We start from the raw sequence: 19,890 nt of genomic DNA, 5'->3' as shown, positions 1-19,890 counted from the left end.
AGACGTCCCGCTAAGTAACCCTGGGTCCTGACTTTCGTCAGGATGACGGGGCGTGCGCGGACGGATCGCCCCTCTACCGAGGAAATTCCCATGCGCTTCTCGCGCTTCTTCATCACCCGGCCGATCTTCGCGGGCGTGATCGCGGTGATCATCACGATCGTCGGCGCGATCGCCTACATGACGCTGCCGGTGTCGCAATATCCCGACATCGTCCCCCCCACCGTCACCGTCAGCGCGACCTATCCCGGCGCCTCGGCCGAGACGGTCGCCGAAACCGTCGCCGCGCCGATCGAGCAGGAGATCAACGGCGTCGACAACATGCTGTACCAGTCGTCGCAATCGACCGGTGACGGCAAGGTCACGATCACCGTCACCTTCAAGATCGGCACCAACCTCGACGCCGCGCAGGTGCTCGTCCAGAACCGTGTCGCGGTCGCCGTCCCGCGCCTGCCCGAAGACGTCCAGCGTCTCGGCGTGGTGACGCGCAAGACGTCGCCCGACTTCCTGATGGTGGTGAACCTCGTCTCGCCGGACAACTCGCTCGATCGCGGCTACATCTCCAACTACGCGCTGACGCAGGTCCGCGATCGCCTCAGCCGCATCGACGGCGTCGGCGACGTGCAGCTGTTCGGCGCACGCGATTATTCGATGCGTGTCTGGATCGATCCCGGCCGCGCCGCCGCGCTCGACCTGACCGCCGGCGAGATCGTCGCGGCGTTGCGCGCGCAGAACGTCCAGGTCGCCGCCGGTACGCTCGGCCAGCCGCCTTACGACAAGGGCAACAGCGCGTTCCAGCTCAACGTCGAGACGCAGGGCCGCCTGACCGATCCCAAGCAGTTCGCCGACGTCGTCATCCGCACCGATGCGCAAGGCCGCCAGGTCCGCGTCTCGGACGTCGCCCGCGTCGAACTCGGCGCGCAGGATTACGGCGCCAACACCTATCTGAGCGGCAAGCCCACGGTCATCGCCGCGGTCTTCCAGCGTCCCGGCTCGAACGCACTCGGCGCGGCACAGGCCGTCACCGCCGAGATGGAGTCGATGTCGAAGCGCTTTCCCAAGGGCCTCGAATACAAGGTCATCTACAACCCGACCGAGTTCATCGCGCAGTCGATCGACGCGGTGAAGCACACGCTCTTCGAGGCGATGGTCCTCGTCGTACTCGTCATCCTCGTCTTCCTGCAGAAGTGGCGCGCGGCGATCATTCCGATCGTGGCGATCCCGGTCTCGCTGATCGGCACCTTCGCGGTGCTCGCCGCCGCCGGGTACAGCCTCAACAACCTGTCGCTGTTCGGCCTCGTCCTCGCGATCGGCATCGTCGTCGATGACGCGATCGTCGTGGTCGAGAATGTCGAGCGCAACCTCGAGCACGGGCTGTCCCCATTGGAGGCAGCGCGCACGTCGATGGACGAAGTGTCGGGCGCGCTCGTCGCGATCGTGCTCGTGCTGTGCGCGGTGTTCATCCCGACCGTGTTCCTCACCGGGCTCTCGGGCGCGTTCTACCGCCAGTTCGCGGTGACGATCTCGACCGCGACGATCATTTCGCTGCTGATCTCGCTGACGCTGTCGCCGGCACTCGCCGCGATGCTGCTCAAGCCGACCGCCCCCGCCGATTCCGGCAACCGCCTGACCCGTACCGTCCGCCGTGCCGGCGACGCCTTCAACCGCGGCTTCGAGCGGATGAGCGAGAGCTATGCCCGCCTCACCGCGCGTCTCGTCACCGCACCGAAGCGGATGATGATCGCCTATGCCGCATTGATCGCGGTCACGGTCGGGGTGTTCACGATCACCCCGTCGGGCTTCGTTCCCGCACAGGATCAGGGCTATTTCCTGACCGTCATCCAGCTTCCGCCGGGCTCGTCGGTCGAGCGCACCGATGCCGTCATGCAGAAGGTCGCGAAACGCATCCTGCCGCTCGCCGGCGTCAAGGGCGCGGTCATGCTCGCGGGCTTCGACGGTCCCTCGCAGACGCTCGCCCCCAACTCGGCCGCCGCTTACATCCCGCTGAAGAGCTTCGAGGAACGCAAGAAGCTCGGCGTCACCCTGGCGAGCATCATGGCGGAATCGCAGAAGGCAACCGGCGACATCACCGAGGCACGCCTGCTGATCGTCCCGCCACCGCTGATCCAGGGCATCGGCTCGGCCGGCGGCTATCGCCTGATGGTGCAGGACCAGGGTGGCCACGGTTACGCCGACCTCGGCAAGACGAGCTACGCGCTGATCGGCCAGGCGAACCAGACCAAGGGTCTCGCCCAGATCTACACGTTCTTCGACACCGCCACCCCGCGCATCTTCGCCGACGTCGACCGCGCCAAGGCCAATTTACTCGGCGTTCCTCCCGAGCGCGTGTTCGAGGCGTTGCAGGTCTATCTCGGCTCGGCATTCGTCAACGACTTCAACCTGCTGGGGCGCACCTACCGCGTCACGGCGCAGGCCGACGCACCGTTCCGCAATACCACCGCGGACATCGCCAACCTCAAGACGCGCTCCAACTCGGGCCAGATGGTCCCGGTCGGCTCGGTCTCGACGTTCAAGGACAAGACCGGCCCGTACCGCGTGGTCCGCTACAACCTCTTCCCCGCGGTCGAGGTCGATGGCGACACCGCCAAGGGCTATTCGTCGGGCCAGTCGCTCGTCGCGATGGAGAAACTCGCCGATGCGTCCCTGCCCGCCGGTTACGCGCATGAATGGACCGGCATCGCCTATCAGCAGAAAGCAGCCGGCAGCACCGCCGCGCTCGTCTTCGGCATGGCGGTGGTGTTCGTCTTCCTCGTGCTCGCCGCACAATATGAGAGCCTGACGCTACCGCTCGCGATCATCCTGATCGTGCCGATGTGCCTGTTGGCTGCGATGACCGGCGTGAACCTGCGGGGCATGGACAACAACGTCCTGACGCAGATCGGCCTGGTCGTGCTGATTGCGCTCGCGGCGAAGAACGCGATCCTCGTGGTCGAGTTCGCCAAGCAGGCCGAGGAACAGGACGGCCTCACCCCGGTCGAGGCCGCGGTACGCGCGGCAAAGGACCGGTTGCGGCCGATCCTGATGACGAGCTTCGCGTTCATTCTCGGCGCGGTGCCGCTGGTGATCGCGACCGGTGCCGGTGCGGAACTCCGCCAGGCACTCGGGACCGCGGTGTTCTTCGGGATGATCGGCGTGACCGGGTTCGGCCTGCTCTTCACCCCCACCTTCTATGTCGTCGCACGGGCGCTGGCGCTGCGGTTCGAACGCCGCAAGCCAGCCGCCGCCCAGCCGACCCTTCAGCCAGCCGAATAGGACCAGCATCATGAAGTCCGCCCTCCTCGCGAGCCTCTCGGCGCTGACGCTCGCCGCGTGCGCCGCCGGCCCCGACTATGTCGCGCCGATCACCCCACCCAAGGCGGCGGCGTCGTTCGTCACCGCCAACGCAGCCACCGTCACGACCGCGCCGGATAACGACTGGTGGCGGATGTACCGCGACCCGGTCCTCGACGGCCTCGTCGCGGATGCGTTGGCGGCCAACACCGACCTGCGCGTCGCCGTCGCGCGCCTCGACAGCGCCCGCGCCTCGCTGCGCGGCGCGAAGACCGACCGCGAGCCACAGGTGAACGCGGGCGCGAGCGGCAACTACGCGCGCACCTCGCAACTCCAGAACCTGCCCGGTCTCGACCGCGAGCGCGCCACCTACGATGTAGGGCTCGACGTCAGCTACGAGGTCGATCTCGCTGGCCGAGTCCGCCGCAACGTCGAAGCCGCCCGCGGTGACGTCGGCGCGGCGCAAGCCGATGCGGACGCCGTCCGCGTCTCGATCGTCGCCGCCACCACCCGCGCCTATGTCGATGCAGCCTCGTCCGCGGAGCGTCTCGCGGTCGCGCGGCGGATCGTCGACCTGCTCGACAAGTCGAATACGCTGACCGGCAAGCGCGTCGACGCCGGTCGTGCAGCCCGCCTCGACCAGGTCCGGATCGCAGCCCTGCGTGACCAGCGCGCCGCCAACATCCCGCAGATCGAAGCCGAACGCCAGGCCGCGCTCTTCCGCCTCGCCACACTCACTGGCCGCACCCCGCAGGACCTGCCCGCAACCGCCAGTGCCCGCACCACCACGCCCCGCCTCGACCAGCCGATCCCGATCGGCGACGGCGCGGCGCTGCTCGCCCGCCGCCCCGACGTCCACGCCGCCGAACGTCGCCTCGCAGCCGCGACCGCACGGATCGGCGTGCAGACCTCGCAGCTCTATCCGCAGATCTCGCTTGGCGGTTCGATCGGCTCGACCGCACTCAGCGTCGGCGACATCTTCACCGGCGGCCCGATCCGCTGGTTGCTCGGCCCCCTGCTGAACTGGTCGCTCAACCAGTCCGCCGCCCGTGCCCGCATCGCCGGCGCCGAGGCGGACTCGCGCGGCGCGCTCGCCAATTTCGATGGCAGCGTCCTCACCGCGCTCGAGGAAACCGAGACCGCGCTGTCGAACTACGCCCGCGAACTCGATCGCCGCACGCAGCTACAGTCCGCGCACGACAACGCCGCGACGGCCGCCCGCATCACCCGCGCCCGCCAGCGCGAGGGCCAGATCGACTTCCTCGACGTCCTCGATGCCGAACGCACGTTGGCCGACACGGACACGGACCTTGCCGCCGCCGACTCGCGGATCGCAGGGGCGCAAGTCGACTTGTTCCGTGCGCTGGGTGGTGGCTGGCAGGCGCCAAGTCGCCCCGCCGCATGAGGTAGATACATCCAGAACCGATGCGTTAACCAACATAATACTGTAAGGAGCAACTAAAGTAGATCAAGTCTGACGACGAACGGACCGCAGTATGACTGACGACATCGAACAGACGGAGACGAACGCCGCAGCGTGGCGTGATCGTGTCGCGTATCACGAAGACCGGGCTGCGCAGGAACGGGTACTTGCCGCTTCCGCGCGTTCTGACGCAGCCTATACCGCGCACCGGGTACTCAGCGAGCGACATCTTCAACTCGCGGCAACGGCCGAACTGGTCGCCAAAATGCCCGATGCCGAACCACCGCAAAGCGTGTCGCTGGAGCAGACCGGCGAACTGATCCGCAGGAGTTACGGTGATGTCGGATAGCGGCCCATCCAACCGGGGGATGTCAGGCGATGTCGGCCTTGCCGAGGTTGATCTTGTCGTAGAGCGCAAGCAACGCGGTCACTTCCTCGACCACGGTTTCCTGCTCCGCCCGCCAGCGCGCGGTGGCGTCGTGCGACGGGATACCATCCTGCCCGTCATGCAGGGTAAACCCTTGGTCTATCAACCAGATCGCGTCGCTCGCCCGCGAACGCTGTCGTCGCAGGTGATAGACCCATTGCTCGATTATCCCCGAAGGTACCAGTCTATCCAGATCGCCCATCGCGCCGCGGTAGGGCAACGTCGACGCCAATACCAGCCTTCGGAAATTTTGGCGAAACATCCACGTCTTGCTGCGGTTACCGGCGTTAACCGTGTCGCGAAATCCCGCCGCAACATCGCCGGCGCAACACGGTGATCATGGACTTCCTGCCGCACCCTTCCGTTATCGAACGCCGCATGGATGACCAGTCCGTGCTGGCGATGCGTGCGCCGACCCCGATCATCGCGCAGATGCATGAGGAACTGGCGCTGCTGTACCGCGAACAGCTGATCGCGCTGCTCGAACGCTGATCCGAATTCGGATGCGACGACCGGTCGACCGCGGCTAGAAGCCGTTACATGACACTTCCCGACCCCCGCCCCGATCTTGAAACCACACGATCGCTCTGGATCGGCACCTATGCCGGCGGTGGCGGCGCGGGCATCTATCCGCTCAGCAGAACCGGCTCTGTCGGCGCTCCGCATCTGAACGCACGCAACGCATCGTTCGGCACATATTCGTCGCGGTTCGATCTGCACTACCTGGTCGACGAGCAGGACGACGGCGCGCTCGGCGTCCATCGTCGCACCGCCTTGGACTGGGTCCGGCTAGCGCATGTCCCGGTTGGTGGCGCAGCACCGTGCCACGTCGCGCTGGATCGCACGCAATCCTGCGTCGCGGTCGCGAACTATGCGAGCGGGAGCGTCTCGCTGTTCCGGCTGGATCCGGCGAGCGGGCTGCCGATCGGCCAGCCTACGGTGCACGCCAATGACGGTAGCGGCCCCGATCCCGAACGCCAGCAAACGCCGCACGCACACTGGGTCGGCTTCGGCCTCGACAACCGACTCTTGTATGTTGCGGATCTTGGCACCGACGAAGTGCTCGCCTTCGCGTTCGACGCGGAACAGCAGACGCTCGGCACGCCGCACACTGCGTTCAAGTCTATTTCCGGTTCGGGGCCACGACACCTGCTGTTCCACGAACAGCACCCGCAATCGGCGTATCTAGTCTGCGAACTCAACAGCACGCTTCTCGCGCTCGACGTTCAGGGCCACGATCTGAAACGTCGCGCGTCCGTATCCACCCTCCCCGCAAACTGGCACGGCGCAAACATCGTCGCGCACATCGGTACCAATGCCGCCGGCGATCGGCTGTACGTCTCCAACCGCGGCCATGACAGCATCGCGGTCTTCGCGCTGAACGAAGGCAGCGATCCCACACTCCTCCAGCATATCGCCAGCGGAGGCGCATCGCCGCGCTTCTTCATGGTGTTGGAAGAGGAACACCGGATGCTCGTCGTCCACGAACGCGATCAGCGCGTGACGATGCTCGATATCCTGCCGGACGGGACGCTCGCCCCTACCGGCTTCGCGGTGCACGTCCCCGGCGCCGCGTTCGCCTTTATCGCTTAGCTGACGCTGGCGATCAGCAGCGTCAGTTCGGTGCGGACCGGGTTGTCGTCGATGCGGGTCGGCTTCACCGCGCGGCGCTTGACGGGATAGGAGGCGCGCACCGCGTCGCACAAATCCTTGACCGAGACGCGCACGCACGCCCCTTCATCGCAGACCAGCCGCGGCGTGCTGATCGTCTGGATGCAGGTCGTCGGCGTACCGGCCCAGGCTGGCGCTGCGCTCGACAAAAGGCATGCGGCTGCGATCCGCAAAACGGTGTTCTTGGTCATCATGGTATCTGGCCCCCCACAGGCAGTTCGTATCTGGTAAAGCGACCGTTAGGGGCCAAGTGGTTGCGATAACGTTTCAATCGGCGGGCAATCGTACGACGGCCCGCCGGTGGTAAGAAAACGACAACCGGAGCGATCAATCCGCGGCGATCGGGCCTTGCGGAGGGCTCGCGCGGCGCGTGAACCAGACGATGATCACCATCGCGAGGCACAGCCAGGCCGAGATACGGAACAGGTCGGTCGACGCGAGCAGATACGCCTGCGCGACCATCTGCCGCGTGATCGCGCCTGCCGCCTGCACGTCGGTCAGCCCCATCCGCGTCAGCGCGCCCTGCGCCATCTGGTAGGGCGAACCGGTGCCGATCGCTTCCGACAACCGGCTCTGGTGCAGTGTCTCGCGGCGATCCCAGGCGGTCGTGATGATCGACGCGGCGAAGCTGCCCGAGGTGATCCGCGCGAAGTTCGAGATGCCCGTCGCCGACGGCAGCCGCTCCGCCGGGATACGGTCGAGCGAGATCGTCAGCATCGCGAGGAAGAACGTGCTCATCGCGATCCCCTGCACCATCAGCGGCAGCATCAGGTCGTAGAAGCTGGCACCGGTCGTGTAGCCCGAGCGGAGATAATAGGAGTAGCCGAACGAGGCGAACGCCACCGTGGCGAGGATGCGCGCGTCGATCTTGCCGCTCAGTCGCGCGACGAACGGCGTCAGGATCACCGCCACCGCGCCCGATGGTGCGGCGACCAGCCCCGCCCAGGTCGCGGTGTAGCCGAGCTGCGTCTGCAACCACAGCGGCAGCAGCAGCGTGTTGGCGAAGAACACCGCATAGCCGAGGCAGAACGCGATCGTCCCGATCGTGAAGTTGCGGCTCTTGAACAGCGACAGGTTCACCGCCGGGTTGGCGTCGGTCAGTTCCCAGATGATCCAGCCGACAAAGCCGATCGCGGCGACGACCGCGGCGATGACGATCCGGTCGGCCGCGAACCAGTCGTCGTTCTTGCCGAGATCGAGCACGATCTGCAGCGCGCCGACCCAGATCACCAGCAGGATCAGCCCGACCTGGTCGATCGGCAGCTTCCGCGTCGGCGTGTCGCGCTTGCCGAGCTTGTTCCAGCACACGAACGCGCAGAACATCCCGAACGGGACGTTGATCAGGAAAATCCAGCTCCAGTGGTAATTGTCGGAGATGTAGCCGCCCAGGATCGGCCCCATGATCGGCGCGACCAGTGTGGTCATCGACCAGATACCGAGCGCAGTGGAGCGTTTGTGGACCGGGAAGATCGCGATCAGCAGCGCCTGGCTGCCCGGAATCATCGGCCCGGATACCGCGCCCTGGAGGATGCGGAAGCCGATCAGCGACGGCAAATCCCATGCGATCCCGCACAGGAACGACGCGATCGTGAACAGGAAGACGGAAACGCAGAACGTTCGCACCACCCCGAACCGGCCCATCAGCCACCCGGTCAGCGGCACCGCGACGCCGTTAGCGACCGCAAACGCCGTGACGATCCAGGTCGAGTTGTCGCTGGAAACGCCGAGATTGCCCGCGATGGTGGGGAGCGACACGTTGGCGATCGTCGTGTCGAGCACCTGCATGAAGGTGCCGAGCGCGAGTGCGAATGCGGTGAGCGCGAGCGAGCCGCCGACGAGAGGGGCGGGACCGGGGCCGGAGGGGGCTGCCATCAGGTGGCACTCCGTTCGGAAAGGTGAGCCTCGACCAAGCCACCACCCCGGCGAAGGCAGGGGCTCAATTGGGGAACGTCGCTGAAAGTGAACGGCGATCCGTTACGACCACCTTTCCAATTGGGCCCCGGCCTCCGCCGGGGTGGTGTTCCCAACAAAGCCGACCGCCCGGCCCTTGTTTCCCCGCGAAGGCGGGGACCCAGACTGGACTCCCGCCTTCGCGGGAGAACAAGGAGAGCAGGACCGCACCGGAGTAATGGCCACCGCAAAACCATCACCGGTTAGCCGCGATGATCTGGCGGATCTTCGCATCGACCGCGGCATCCCCCTGCCCGGTCGCCAACCCCTTATACGCCGCCACCGCAGGCCGCCCGACCATCGTCCCCGACTTGTCAGCCGTATCGACGGTCGCGTTCACCGACAGCCCGACCCGCAGCGGATTGCGCCGCAGCTCACCCTTGTCGAGCGCGATCCGCACCGGCACGCGCTGGGTAATCTTGATCCAGTTCCCGCTCGCGTTCTGCGGCGGCAGCAGCGCGAACGCGTTCCCGCTACCCGCGCCCAGCCCGACGACATGGCCATGATAGACCAAATCATCGCCGTACATATCCGCGGTAACCGTAGCCGCCTGGCCGATCCGCAGATCGCGCAACTGAGTCTCGCGGAAGTTCGCGTCGACCCAGACCCGGTCGAGCGGCACCACCGCCATCAGCGGCATCCCCGCCGAAACCTGCTGCCCAAGCTGCACGGTGCGTTGCGCGACGACGCCGTCGATCGGCGCCACCACGTGCATGTGACTCCGCGTGATCGCCGCGCGACGATAGGCCGCGATCGCCGCCAGCACCGCCGGGTTGTTGGACACCGTGGTGCCCACGACGCCGTTCTTCGACTGCGCCTGCTGGCTGCGCGCGAGTTGCAGCGTCGCGCTCGCCACCTTCACCTGATCCGCGGCATGGCTCAGTTCCTCGCCCGAGATCGCGCCCTCCGCGGCCGCCCCACGGCGGCGCGCAAGATCGTTCCGCGCCCGCGCCAGTTCGGCCTCGGCCTGCACGACCGCGGCCCCGGTCTCGTTCACCTTCGAAAAGTCCGACCGCGTCGCCCGCACCGCCCGTGCGAGTTCCGCCTCCGCCGACGCTACGCCGACATCCGCAGTCGCCGCGTCGAGGTCGATCAGCGGCTGGCCCGCCTTCACGACCTGCGTGTTATCCGCATGGATCGCCGTCACCTGCCCCGGATCGCGCGCGGTGATCGCCACCACGTCGCCCGCGACATAGGCATCGTCGGTCTCCTGTTCGGGCGCGGCGAGCAGGAAGTGGAACACCGCCCACACGATCGCACCGATCACGACGACCACACCCAAAATCGTCAGCGCGCGCTTCCGTGCGCGCGGATTGCCGGCCGGAGCCGCGGCGGGCGCCGGCGTTTGCGTATCGGTCATCGCGTCATCCCCTGAAAATCATAACCACCACCCAGCGCCAGCACGAGTTGCACGCGCTGTTGCGCGGCATCGGCGGCGAGGTCGGCGTCGGCCTGTTCGGCGGCCAGCGTGCGGACGTCGTTGTCGACGAGATCGAGCCGGCTATCGAGGCCGCTCGACACGCGGATCGCGTTCAGCCGCCCGGTCTCGGCATAGCCGCGTACCACCTCGCGTTGCCGCTGCCGGTCTGCATCGAGCGCCCCGATCCGCGCCACCGCGTCACCCGCCTCGCGGACTGCAACGATCACCCGGTCGTTGTAATCCGCGGTCGCCAGATCGACCGCCGCGGTCGCGCCCGCGAGGTCCGCCTTCAACCGGCCATTGTCGAAGATCGGCAGATGGATCGCCGGCCCGACGCCGACCGTGCCCGCATCGAGCGAGAACAGATTGCCGAGCCCGACCGCCTGGAACCCCGCCAGCGCCGCCAGATTGACGTTCGGATAGAACGCCTTCCGCGCAACCTGACGCCCGGCCGCCGCAGCCTCGATCCGCGCCTGCGCCGCCGCGATATCGGCACGTCGCGCGAGCAAGTCGGCGGGCACTGTCTTGGGCAACGGCAGCGCAGCATCCAGCCGCAACGCCGTCGCGCCGATCGTCGCCGGATAATCCGCACCACGCCCGGCCAGCGCCGCCAGCGCATTCTTCGCGAGCACCTGCGCCGCCTGCGCACGCAGCAACGCCTGCCGCGCCTGCGCCAGCAATGTCATCGCGGCCTGCGCGTCGAGCTTGCTCGCGAGGTTGTTGCGGATCCGGACGTTCACCAGTTTCAGCGAATTCTGCCGCGTCGCGATCGTCCGCTGCGCGATCCCCGCCTGCGCCTCGGCGCGTTCGAGATCGATATACGTCTGCACCACCGCCCCCGACAGCGCCATCCGCGCCGCCGCGACGTCTAGCGAAGCCGCACGCACCGACGCCCGCGCCCCCTCGATCGCGGCCTTTTGCCGCCCGAACAGGTCGAGGTTCCAACTGAGGTTCGCCGCGGTAGACCCGACGAACCGCGTCGACCCGGCATAAGGGGGCGGGATCGTGTAGCGACCGCTCAACCGCGCGAGTTGCTCCTGCGCATCGAGCGTCACGTCGAGGCCGTTGTCCGCACGCCGCGTCGACAGCACCGCCTGCGCCTGCGCGACCCGTGCCAGCGCCGCATCGAGCGACGGACTGCCCGCGACCGCATCGCGTACCAGCCGATCGAGCTGCGGATCGCCGAACGACCGCCACCAGTCGACCGCGATCACCGGCGCGGCGTCCGGAGACAACCCCAGCGCCGTGGCCGATACCGGCTCCACCACGGTCTTCGATGCCGGGATCGCGCACCCCGCGAGCAGCCCCGCCACCGTGATCGGGGCCAGGGCAGTGCCAATCTTCATGCGCGGCGTCCTTCGGTCAGAGCGTCGTCCAGCGTCGTGCGGAGTTTCTGCATCAGTTCGATCAGCTTCTCGATTTCGGCCCGGTCCCAGCCCGTCAGCAGGGTATTCCAGTATTCGATGATCTTATCGCGACACCGGATCGCGACCGCCTCGCCGTCGGCCGTCAGTTCGAGATTTAGCACGCGCCGGTCATCGCTCGCCCGCGACCGCGTGACCCACCCGTTCTGCTCCATCGCGTCGACCAGCCGTGTCGTCGCGCCCTTGTCGTGCGAAAGATCCCGCGCGACGTCTGCACACGTCGCCGCCCGGCCTGCGAGGATGGACATGAGCGCTGACCACTGCGTCCCGGACAGACCCTCCGCCGCGAACACCGGCTCGATCAGGCTCTGCCCGATCTGATGAATCCGCCGCGCGAGGTAGCCGAGCGAACAGTCCGGCCCGAATTCCGATTTGGTGTAGAACGCCATGTCGTTGCCATGGCAACCATTGCCCAGGCAGTCAATTGCGCGTTTTGCATGTTGAGGTGAGGACGGCGGACGTTCGTGTCGTGGCGGTCCAAGGTACGACAAATCGTCCATGCGCACTTTCCCACCCTCCGTCATCCTGACGAAAGTCAGGATGACGGGCTGGTAGATGGCCGTGCCGCGAAAGCGCTCGGCCCCCCGAATCTCACACAGGCTCGGCCGAGAATACGAAAAGGGCCACCCGCACCAGCGGATGACCCTTTCGCTATCCCAACGGTCTGGAACTCCCCCGATCAGAAGCGGATCTTGATCGAACCCTTGTACGACTGGTTCGACACGTCCTTGCGCTCGACGGTGGTGTCCGCACCGACCGAGATGTCGACGCTGTCGCCGACCAGCGTCAGCCCGGCGCTGATCTCGCCCCAGTTCTTGTCCTGCCCGGCCAGCCCGAACAGCGCGTTCGGACCGATCCCACCGACGAAGTTCGCGCCGAACACGCCCGGCGTCGACTGGAAGTCATGGACGTAGTTCGCGGCGGCATAAGGCCGGAACGAACCACTGCCGCTGAGCACCAGCCCGGCGCGACCCTGCAGGCTGTCGAAGCTGTCGCGATCGACGAACAGGGCCGGGCCGCCGCCAGTCTCGATCGACTTGCCGAAGCCGATATGGCTCGCCCGCATCGACACGCGCGGGCCGACCTTGAGCATCGACAGGTCGAACGCCTTGCCGAGCCCGACCTCGCTGACGACCGTCAACGCATTGTCGGTACCGCGCAGGCGATAGTTGGTGCCGACGAAGCCGACGTTGCGATCGGTCTTGGCGACGAACGCACCCGCGCTGAACTGCGTATCGAGGACGATCCCCGATGCGGTCTCCAGCTTGCCGTACAGCGTGCCCTGAAACAGCTCGCCCTTCGCGCGCTGCGCGATCCCGCCGGTGGTGCCGTCGGTATTGGTGTACGAGAACGAGAAGCCGATCACGCCACCCTCGCCGGCCTGCTTTTCAAGACCGACAGCCGCGAAGTAACCGTCGAACTTGTCATGCCCGCCGAACGGATTGGTACCCGGCATCGACCGGCTCTTGCCGTCGATATAGCCGCCCGCGATGAAGCCGCTCATGTCGTCGGGCAGACGACCCTGCTGCAACACGGTGCCGCTCAAGTCGCTCATCGTGTCCTGCCCGCCGGGAAGGTCGCTCGCCATCAGCGAGGCGACCTGGACCGGCTTGCCGATCAGCGCGAGCGTACCGCCGAGACCGCCACGCGTGTCGATCTGCGCGATGTGATCCCGGTAGAAGCGCGACATCGTGTCGATCGACGCGACGCCGAGGCTCGACTTGAGCGTCTCGGCCCGCGGGGCAAGGCCCTCGAGCGTCGAGCGGATCGTCGCCGCGTTCTGCAGGTCGAGCGAGCCATATACCCCGCTCAATGCCGCATAGTTGGAGCGGTTCTGGTCGAGCAGGCCGGCATAGGCCGACTGCACCGGCGTCGCGGCCACGACGTTGCGGTACTGACCCGCGAGGATCCGGACCTGCACCGCGTTGGCGCTGTAGACATAGCTCGGCGTCAGGATCGCGCTGAGCGGTATCGCCGCGGCGAAGCTGCCGGTGATGCCGCCTTGCGCCGTGACGATCGTGTAGAGGTCGTTGTACCGGATCGTCTGACCTGCGACCGGCGCGAAACCGACGCGACCGCCGAGATTGGCGATGCCGTTGGTCGCCACGCCCGCCGCGTTGAACGTCGTCGCCGCAAAGGCGAGCTTGTCCGACGTCCCGTTCGGCCCGAGATCGATCAACAGGTTGGTGCCCGAGGCGAGCACGCCGTTGCCGCCGATCGTCAGCGTGCCGATCGTCCCCGTCGTGCCGGGTGCGATCATCCCGGCGACGCTAGTGAAGAACGGCGTGTTGATCCGGCCTGAGCCGGTCAGCATGCCGGCCAGCATGAAGTAATCGCCCGGCGTCGAGATGACACCGTCGTTCTGGACGGTGCCCGTGACCTGGTTGATCGTCATCAGGCTTCTGAGCGACCCGGCCGACGTCACGGCGAGCTTGGCCGTGCTGCCCGCGACGGTGAACTTGTCTACCGTCACCGCCGAGTTCAGCGTGGTCGTGCCCGCCGCCGACAGCGTGACGTCGTAATAGCGCGCGCTACGCTGCGTCGCGCGATCGGGGTCGATGTTGTTGGGTACGAAGTTGCTCGCGCCCGGCAGGCCGTTGGCTAGCGTCGGCGACAGCGCCGCTAGCGCAGGTCCGGCGGCAGGACGTGGCCCGTTGGCCACCGGTACGCCGCCGATCGTCTCGACGCCGGTCTTCACATCGAGGCAGTCGGTTTCAAAGCAGACCTGACCGAACTTGTTGCCATCGCCTGCGATGCCCGCCCCGACGGTTGTGGGAACGCCGTTCACGAGCTTGCCGTCGACGATGATCTGGTAGTTCGGATCGAGCGCGGTCACCCAGTGCGACGCATCGGTCCACAGGCCGTCGCCGGTCTTGGTCTGCGCATAGCGATAGGGGTTGTTGGCAGCGATATAGTCCGCGAACAGATACAGCGGCTGGTAGAAACTCGCCGTCCCGTAAGCCCCGAACGGTGTCTCGTTGTAAAAGCGGTTACCGCCCGACAACACGCCGATCACGACCTGCTTGGCGAAAGTCCGGTCGAGGATCAGCGGCCCACCCGAATCCCCACCTGCGGTCGTTCCCTCGTTGGGGAGTGCGTTGTCCTTGAATATGTTGAAGTCGTACGGGCTGGCAGCGGCGGTGCCACGGCGGGGATCGTCGAAATCGAGCTGATACAGGTTCTGCGGCATCCCATCGATCGAACCGTAGAGGAAGCCGTTGAGGTCGTCGAACGAGCCGAGGATGCCGATCGTGTTCTCGGCGATGCGACGGCGGTAATCGATTCCGTTGGTGTCGCCGACGAGCGTACCACCCTGGCCGTTGCGACCATAGCCGGTGATCGTGACGTGGTAGCCGGTGCCGGTGGTGTCGCTGATCGCGGCAGGCGCGGGCAGTGCCGACAGCAGCAGCGCCCAGGTCGGCACGTTGGCAGCCGGCGTGTCCAGCGTCGCGATCGCAACGTCGCCCTGAAGAAAGTTCTGGGCCAGCCCCAGCTTCAGCGAGTCGGCGTTATAGACGACCTGGTTGACGTTATAGAGGAAGTTGGCGGTGTTGGTCTTGTACTGCTGCGTGTTGACCGCGCCGGTCGCGGTGGTCGGTAGGAACCAGTCGAGCAGCGCCGGACGGTTGTTCTGCTGGAAACCGAACGCGATCGGAATGCCGCCGCCCTGCGCGCCGTAGCCCCAGGGGTTCTGCGCACCGGTGCCGGCGGCGTTCTCGTTCACGCAGTGCGCGGCAAAGATCACGGTGCGCGGATTGATCAGCGTCCCCGTGCACAGGCCGACGCCGCCGCCACCCGTCGAGATCGTCATCTGTCCGACGCCGTTCACGCCGCCAGCGATATCCTGCGCCGTGGTCGGCGTGCCCGGTGCCGAGATCACGATGTTGGGTTCGGAAACGACATCGACCGGGTTCAGCGTGCTTCCGTAGGCGATCGATTCCATGCGCGGCAGGCGGTCCTGCGCGGCTGCGATCGACGGCAGCGCCGCCGCGGCGAGCAACGCCGTCGAGGTCAGCAAAGCCGCGCGCGCATGGCGCGATCCGGTGCGTGCGCCGCGCATGCGCGAGGTAGCGATAGTCGTCACGTTGGTCCCCTTGTCCGCGTCGCCCCCTGTAAGACGTACGCCAATGTGGAGAGGGTATGCAGACCATTTTGGGAACGCAATCAATGACTACGCAATATTCAGGCAACTGTAATATTCTGTCTTAAACGTTGTAAAATTATCACCGCGCGGCCGCTCTGGGCCATTTGACGTTCCACCGCGCTAGCCTTGGCAAAGCTGAGGCGAACGCCCCCCGGCCCGTCGCGATCAGGCGCTTGCGGGTGGCTTGTCCGCCAATTCGTCGAGCCAATGTGCCAGCAACGCCGCCATCAGATACCGTCGCTGCGCATCGGCGATTGCCAAGGCATGTTCGATGGCATCGCGCAAAATCTGTGTGTCGTCGGTATCGGGGCCCATGCCTTACGTTCGCCACCGCGGCGATCGTGCGCAATGCGCTAGGTTACCATGGTGCTCAACAACCTGTGTTAGCCACGAAATCGCGTTATTTTTGCTAGCGCGTCGCAAGCGCGATCTGTCATGTTAGCGTATGGCAATCGACACCGACTCGGCCCGCACCGCGGAAAACCTCCTCACGGTACGCGACATGCGCGGGGACATTTTCCCCAGCGAGATCTTCGACGAACACGCATGGAACATGTTGTTGCGGCTGTTCGTCGCGGAAGCCAGCGATGAAGCCATTACCGCACCCGACCTGATGGCGCTTACGAAGACGCCGCCGGCGGTGGGCCAGCGCTGGCTCGCACATCTCGTCGCGGATGCGCAGATCGAGCCCTATGCGGACGGCAGTACGATAACGCTCACCCGTTCCGCGGTCGAACGCATGAACCTGTTCCTGCGACGCGCCGCCGGCGTCCACAAAAGCGATGGTCCCGCCTGACGCGCCGGCGTACGCGTCCACTTGGCAACGCGAAGGCGGAATAACCGGTCCACTGCACTCCCGCGCCCTTCCCCGATGCGCTCCCCCTTGCTAAGGCCCCTCCGGTAACAGCATTTTTCGCTCGGTCCCCGACGCGCCCGCGTGGCCTATACGGCTGCTTTCCCCTCGGCGCCCGGCGGCCCGACGCCCACGGGAAGGACCCCTATGACTGCCATCGGCCAGGACACCCTCAAGACCCGCACCAGCCTCTCCACCGGCGGCAAGTCGTACGACTATTACAGCCTCGCGAAGGCGTCGGAACAGCTCGGCGACATCAGCCGCCTGCCCTTCTCGATGAAGGTGCTGCTCGAGAACCTGTTGCGCTTCGAGGACGGCGTGACCGTCACGCGCGAGGATATCCAGGCGATCGTCGACTGGCAAAAGGAGCGCCGCAGCGACCGCGAGATTCAGTATCGCCCCGCCCGCGTACTTATGCAGGACTTCACCGGCGTCCCTTGCGTGGTCGATCTCGCGGCGATGCGCGACGCGATGACCAAGCTCGGCGGCAACCCCGAGAAGATCAACCCGCAGGTCCCCGTCCACCTCGTCATCGATCACTCGGTGATGGTCGACGAGTTCGGCACGCCGCAGGCGTTCCACGACAACGTCGACCTCGAATATGAGCGCAACATCGAGCGCTACGAGTTCCTGAAGTGGGGCAGCAAGGCGCTCGACAATTTCCAGGTCGTCCCCCCCGGCACCGGCATCTGCCACCAGGTGAACCTCGAATATATCGGCCAGGCCGTCTGGTCGTCCGCCTCGTCGGGTGACCACGGCGACGGCACGATGATCGCGTATCCCGACACGCTGGTCGGCACCGACAGCCACACGACGATGATCAACGGCCTGGGCGTGCTCGGCTGGGGCGTCGGCGGGATCGAGGCCGAGGCCGCGATGCTCGGCCAGCCCGTCTCGATGCTGATCCCCGAAGTCGTCGGCTTCAAGCTGCTCGGCAAGCTGAACGAAGGCATCACCGCCACCGATCTCGTGCTGACCGTCACGCAGATGCTGCGCGCCAAGGGCGTGGTCGGCCGCTTCGTCGAGTTCTTCGGCCCCGGCCTGTCGTCCATGACGCTCGCCGATCGCGCGACGATCGCCAACATGGCCCCCGAATACGGCGCGACCTGCGGCTTCTTCCCGATCGACGACAAGACGCTCGACTACATGCGCCTCACCGCGCGTTCGGACGAGAATGTCGAGCTGGTCGAAGCCTATGCCAAGGCGAACGGCTTCTGGCGCGACGAGAATGCCGAGGATCCCGTCTTCACCGACACGCTCGAGCTCGACATGGGCACCGTCGTCGCCTCGCTCGCCGGCCCGAAGCGCCCGCAGGACCGCGTCAGCCTCAACAAGGTCGACGAGGTGTTCAACAGCGACCTCCACAAGCTCTACCACAAGGAGCAGCCCGCGCGCGTCGCGGTCGAGGGTCGCGAGCATGACATCGGCGACGGCGACGTCGTGATCGCCGCGATCACCAGCTGCACCAACACGTCGAACCCGTCGGTGCTGGTCGCCGCAGGGCTCGTCGCGCGCAAGGCGAATGCACTCGGCCTCAAGTCGAAGCCGTGGGTGAAGACCTCGCTCGCGCCCGGTTCGCAGGTCGTCACCGACTATCTCGACAAGGCCGGCCTCACCGCGGACCTGAACGCGCTCGGGTTTAACCTCGTCGGCTATGGCTGCACCACCTGCATCGGCAACTCGGGTCCGCTGGCCCCTGCGATCTCGGCCGCGATCAACGAGAACGACCTCGTCGCCGCGTCGGTGCTCTCGGGCAACCGCAACTTCGAAGGCCGCGTGTCGCCCGATGTCCGCGCCAACTTCCTCGCCTCGCCGCCCCTGGTCGTCGCCTATGCGATCAAGGGCACCGTCACGACCGACATGATCGAGACGCCGCTGGGCCAGGGTTCGGACGGCCAGGACGTGTATCTGCGCGACATCTGGCCGACCAACGAGGAAGTCCGCACGACGATGGACGCCAACATCGACGCCGGCATGTTCGGCGCGCGCTACGGCGACGTCTATGCAGGCGACGCCAAGTGGCGCGAGATCGACGTCACGGGCTCGGACACCTACGCATGGCGCGCAGGGTCGACCTATGTCGCCAACCCGCCCTACTTCGAGGGCCTCAGCATGACGCCATCGCCAGTGCAGGACATCATCGACGCCAAGCCGCTCGCGATCCTGGGCGATTCGATCACCACCGATCACATCTCGCCGGCCGGTTCGATCAAGGCCGACAGCCCCGCCGGCCGCTTCCTGCAGGAGCACCAGGTCAGCAAGGCGGACTTCAACAGCTATGGCGCACGCCGCGGCAACCATGACGTGATGATGCGCGGCACCTTCGCCAACATTCGTATCAAGAACGAGATGGTCCCCGGCATCGAGGGCGGCATGTCGAAGTACGACGGCGAAGTCATGGCGATCTACGACGCCGCGATGCGCTTCAAGCAGGACGGCACGCCACTCGTGATCGTCGCGGGCAAGGAATACGGCACCGGCTCGTCGCGCGACTGGGCGGCGAAGGGCACGAACTTGTTGGGCGTCCGCGCCGTAATTACGGAGAGCTTCGAGCGTATCCACCGCTCGAACCTGGTCGGCATGGGCGTGCTGCCGTTGCAGTTCGCCGAGGGCACCGATCGCAAGACGCTCGGCCTCGACGGGTCTGAGACGTTCACGATCCTCGACGTCGCGAGCATCCGCCCGCGCCAGGACGTCACCGTGAAGATGACCCGCGCCGACGGCACCAGCGAGACGTTCCAGACCAAGTGCCGGATCGATACCGTCAACGAGCTGGAATATTTCCTCAACGGCGGCATCCTCCACTACGTCCTGCGCAAGCTGGCCGCGTAAGACTGCCCTACGATCCTCCCCCGCCAGGGGGAGGTTGCGCCCTAGGCGACGGAGGGGGAGGACACGAAACAGAGGTTTCCCTTACCTCCCCCTCCGTAAGGCAAGCGCCTGCCACCTCCCCCTGACGGGGGAGGATCGATAGACTTCCAAAATCTCAGGTTATTGTCGGGCGTCTCGCGCCGATATTCCCCGCGTCTCCCGAACATAAAAAAGGCGGGGCGATCGCAAGGATCGCCCCGTAGTTCAGGGAGAAGACCGGGACAGGGGAGACCCGGTCAAGTCGCCGTCCACAGGGGGAGAGGGAGCGGCGACGCACTCCCCTTCGCCCCGATATGTTGCAGGGATATGTCGAACGCGGCGAATGACGAACTTTTCACGAACCGCCGGTCAACCTTGTTCTCCCGCGAAAGCGGGAGCCCAGGGTTCCAAGCGCCATCGCTAGCGCCCCCTGCCCTCAC

At 66.3% G+C, this 19,890-nt stretch carries 14 protein-coding genes; 6 read left to right on the top strand and 8 right to left on the bottom strand.

Annotated features, from left to right (window positions below; translation table 11 throughout):
• The first annotated feature begins 90 nt into the window (after window positions 1–90).
• The 3 genes from O6X71_RS01160 (at window position 91) to O6X71_RS01150 (ending at window position 5,060) form a co-directional block, all read left to right on the top strand.
• Window positions 91–3,270, top strand: coding sequence for an efflux RND transporter permease subunit (locus O6X71_RS01160; protein WP_353464101.1), 3,180 nt, complete (start codon window positions 91–93; stop codon window positions 3,268–3,270).
• Between the two features lie 10 nt (window positions 3,271–3,280).
• Complete coding sequence (locus tag O6X71_RS01155; protein ID WP_353464100.1) at window positions 3,281–4,693, top strand: TolC family protein; 1,413 nt, start codon at window positions 3,281–3,283, stop codon at window positions 4,691–4,693.
• Between the two features lie 91 nt (window positions 4,694–4,784).
• Window positions 4,785–5,060 (top strand): hypothetical protein, encoded by a 276-nt coding sequence (locus O6X71_RS01150; RefSeq protein WP_353464099.1) that lies wholly within the window; start codon window positions 4,785–4,787, stop codon window positions 5,058–5,060.
• 22 nt (window positions 5,061–5,082) lie between these two features.
• On the opposite strand, the gene O6X71_RS01145 is transcribed toward O6X71_RS01150, so the two are convergent.
• Window positions 5,083–5,400, bottom strand: a complete 318-nt coding sequence (locus tag O6X71_RS01145; protein ID WP_353464098.1) for a hypothetical protein — start codon at window positions 5,398–5,400, stop codon at window positions 5,083–5,085.
• 278 nt (window positions 5,401–5,678) lie between these two features.
• Between O6X71_RS01145 and O6X71_RS01140 the strand changes: the two genes are divergently transcribed.
• Window positions 5,679–6,731, top strand: coding sequence for a lactonase family protein (locus tag O6X71_RS01140; protein WP_353464097.1), 1,053 nt, complete (start codon window positions 5,679–5,681; stop codon window positions 6,729–6,731).
• Here the strand turns inward: O6X71_RS01140 and O6X71_RS01135 are convergent.
• From O6X71_RS01135 to O6X71_RS01105, 7 genes are all read right to left on the bottom strand, one after another.
• Window positions 6,728–7,000 (bottom strand): hypothetical protein, encoded by a 273-nt coding sequence (locus tag O6X71_RS01135; protein ID WP_353464096.1) that lies wholly within the window; start codon window positions 6,998–7,000, stop codon window positions 6,728–6,730. The genes O6X71_RS01140 and O6X71_RS01135 overlap by 4 nt on opposite strands.
• Before the next feature lie 136 nt (window positions 7,001–7,136).
• A complete protein-coding gene (locus tag O6X71_RS01130; protein WP_056489257.1) occupies window positions 7,137–8,681 on the bottom strand; it encodes a DHA2 family efflux MFS transporter permease subunit in 1,545 nt (514 codons plus the stop codon).
• A gap of 274 nt (window positions 8,682–8,955) precedes the next feature.
• Entirely contained in the window at window positions 8,956–10,119 is a 1,164-nt protein-coding gene (locus O6X71_RS01125) for an efflux RND transporter periplasmic adaptor subunit (RefSeq protein WP_353464095.1), read from the bottom strand.
• On the bottom strand, window positions 10,116–11,525 hold the full coding sequence (locus O6X71_RS01120; protein ID WP_353464094.1) for an efflux transporter outer membrane subunit: 1,410 nt from the start codon (window positions 11,523–11,525) through the stop codon (window positions 10,116–10,118). The genes O6X71_RS01125 and O6X71_RS01120 overlap by 4 nt, the downstream gene beginning before the upstream one ends.
• Window positions 11,522–12,103, bottom strand: coding sequence for a MarR family winged helix-turn-helix transcriptional regulator (locus O6X71_RS01115; RefSeq protein WP_353464093.1), 582 nt, complete (start codon window positions 12,101–12,103; stop codon window positions 11,522–11,524). The genes O6X71_RS01120 and O6X71_RS01115 overlap by 4 nt, the downstream gene beginning before the upstream one ends.
• A gap of 179 nt (window positions 12,104–12,282) precedes the next feature.
• Window positions 12,283–15,687 (bottom strand): autotransporter outer membrane beta-barrel domain-containing protein, encoded by a 3,405-nt coding sequence (locus O6X71_RS01110; RefSeq protein WP_353464092.1) that lies wholly within the window; start codon window positions 15,685–15,687, stop codon window positions 12,283–12,285.
• 225 nt (window positions 15,688–15,912) lie between these two features.
• Window positions 15,913–16,062: a hypothetical protein gene (locus O6X71_RS01105; protein WP_353464091.1), complete on the bottom strand. Its 150-nt coding sequence runs from the start codon at window positions 16,060–16,062 to the stop codon at window positions 15,913–15,915.
• Window positions 16,063–16,192: 130 nt separating this feature from the next.
• Between O6X71_RS01105 and O6X71_RS01100 the strand changes: the two genes are divergently transcribed.
• Both O6X71_RS01100 and acnA read left to right on the top strand, forming a co-directional pair.
• The gene (locus tag O6X71_RS01100; protein ID WP_353464090.1) at window positions 16,193–16,543 is read left to right on the top strand and encodes a hypothetical protein; all 351 of its coding nucleotides are present in this window, start codon (window positions 16,193–16,195) and stop codon (window positions 16,541–16,543) included.
• A 204-nt stretch (window positions 16,544–16,747) separates the two neighbouring features.
• Window positions 16,748–19,432 carry an aconitate hydratase AcnA gene (gene acnA, locus O6X71_RS01095; protein WP_060526615.1) on the top strand — a complete coding sequence of 895 codons (2,685 nt, stop codon included), beginning with the start codon at window positions 16,748–16,750 and terminating at the stop codon, window positions 19,430–19,432.
• The last annotated feature ends 458 nt before the right edge of the window (window positions 19,433–19,890 follow it).

This window comes from Sphingomonas faeni (assembly GCF_040407505.1).
In the GTDB taxonomy this organism is placed as follows: domain Bacteria; phylum Pseudomonadota; class Alphaproteobacteria; order Sphingomonadales; family Sphingomonadaceae; genus Sphingomonas; species Sphingomonas faeni_E.
Note: the sequence above shows the minus strand (reverse complement) of the source record. Positions and strands in the feature narration are given on the sequence as shown.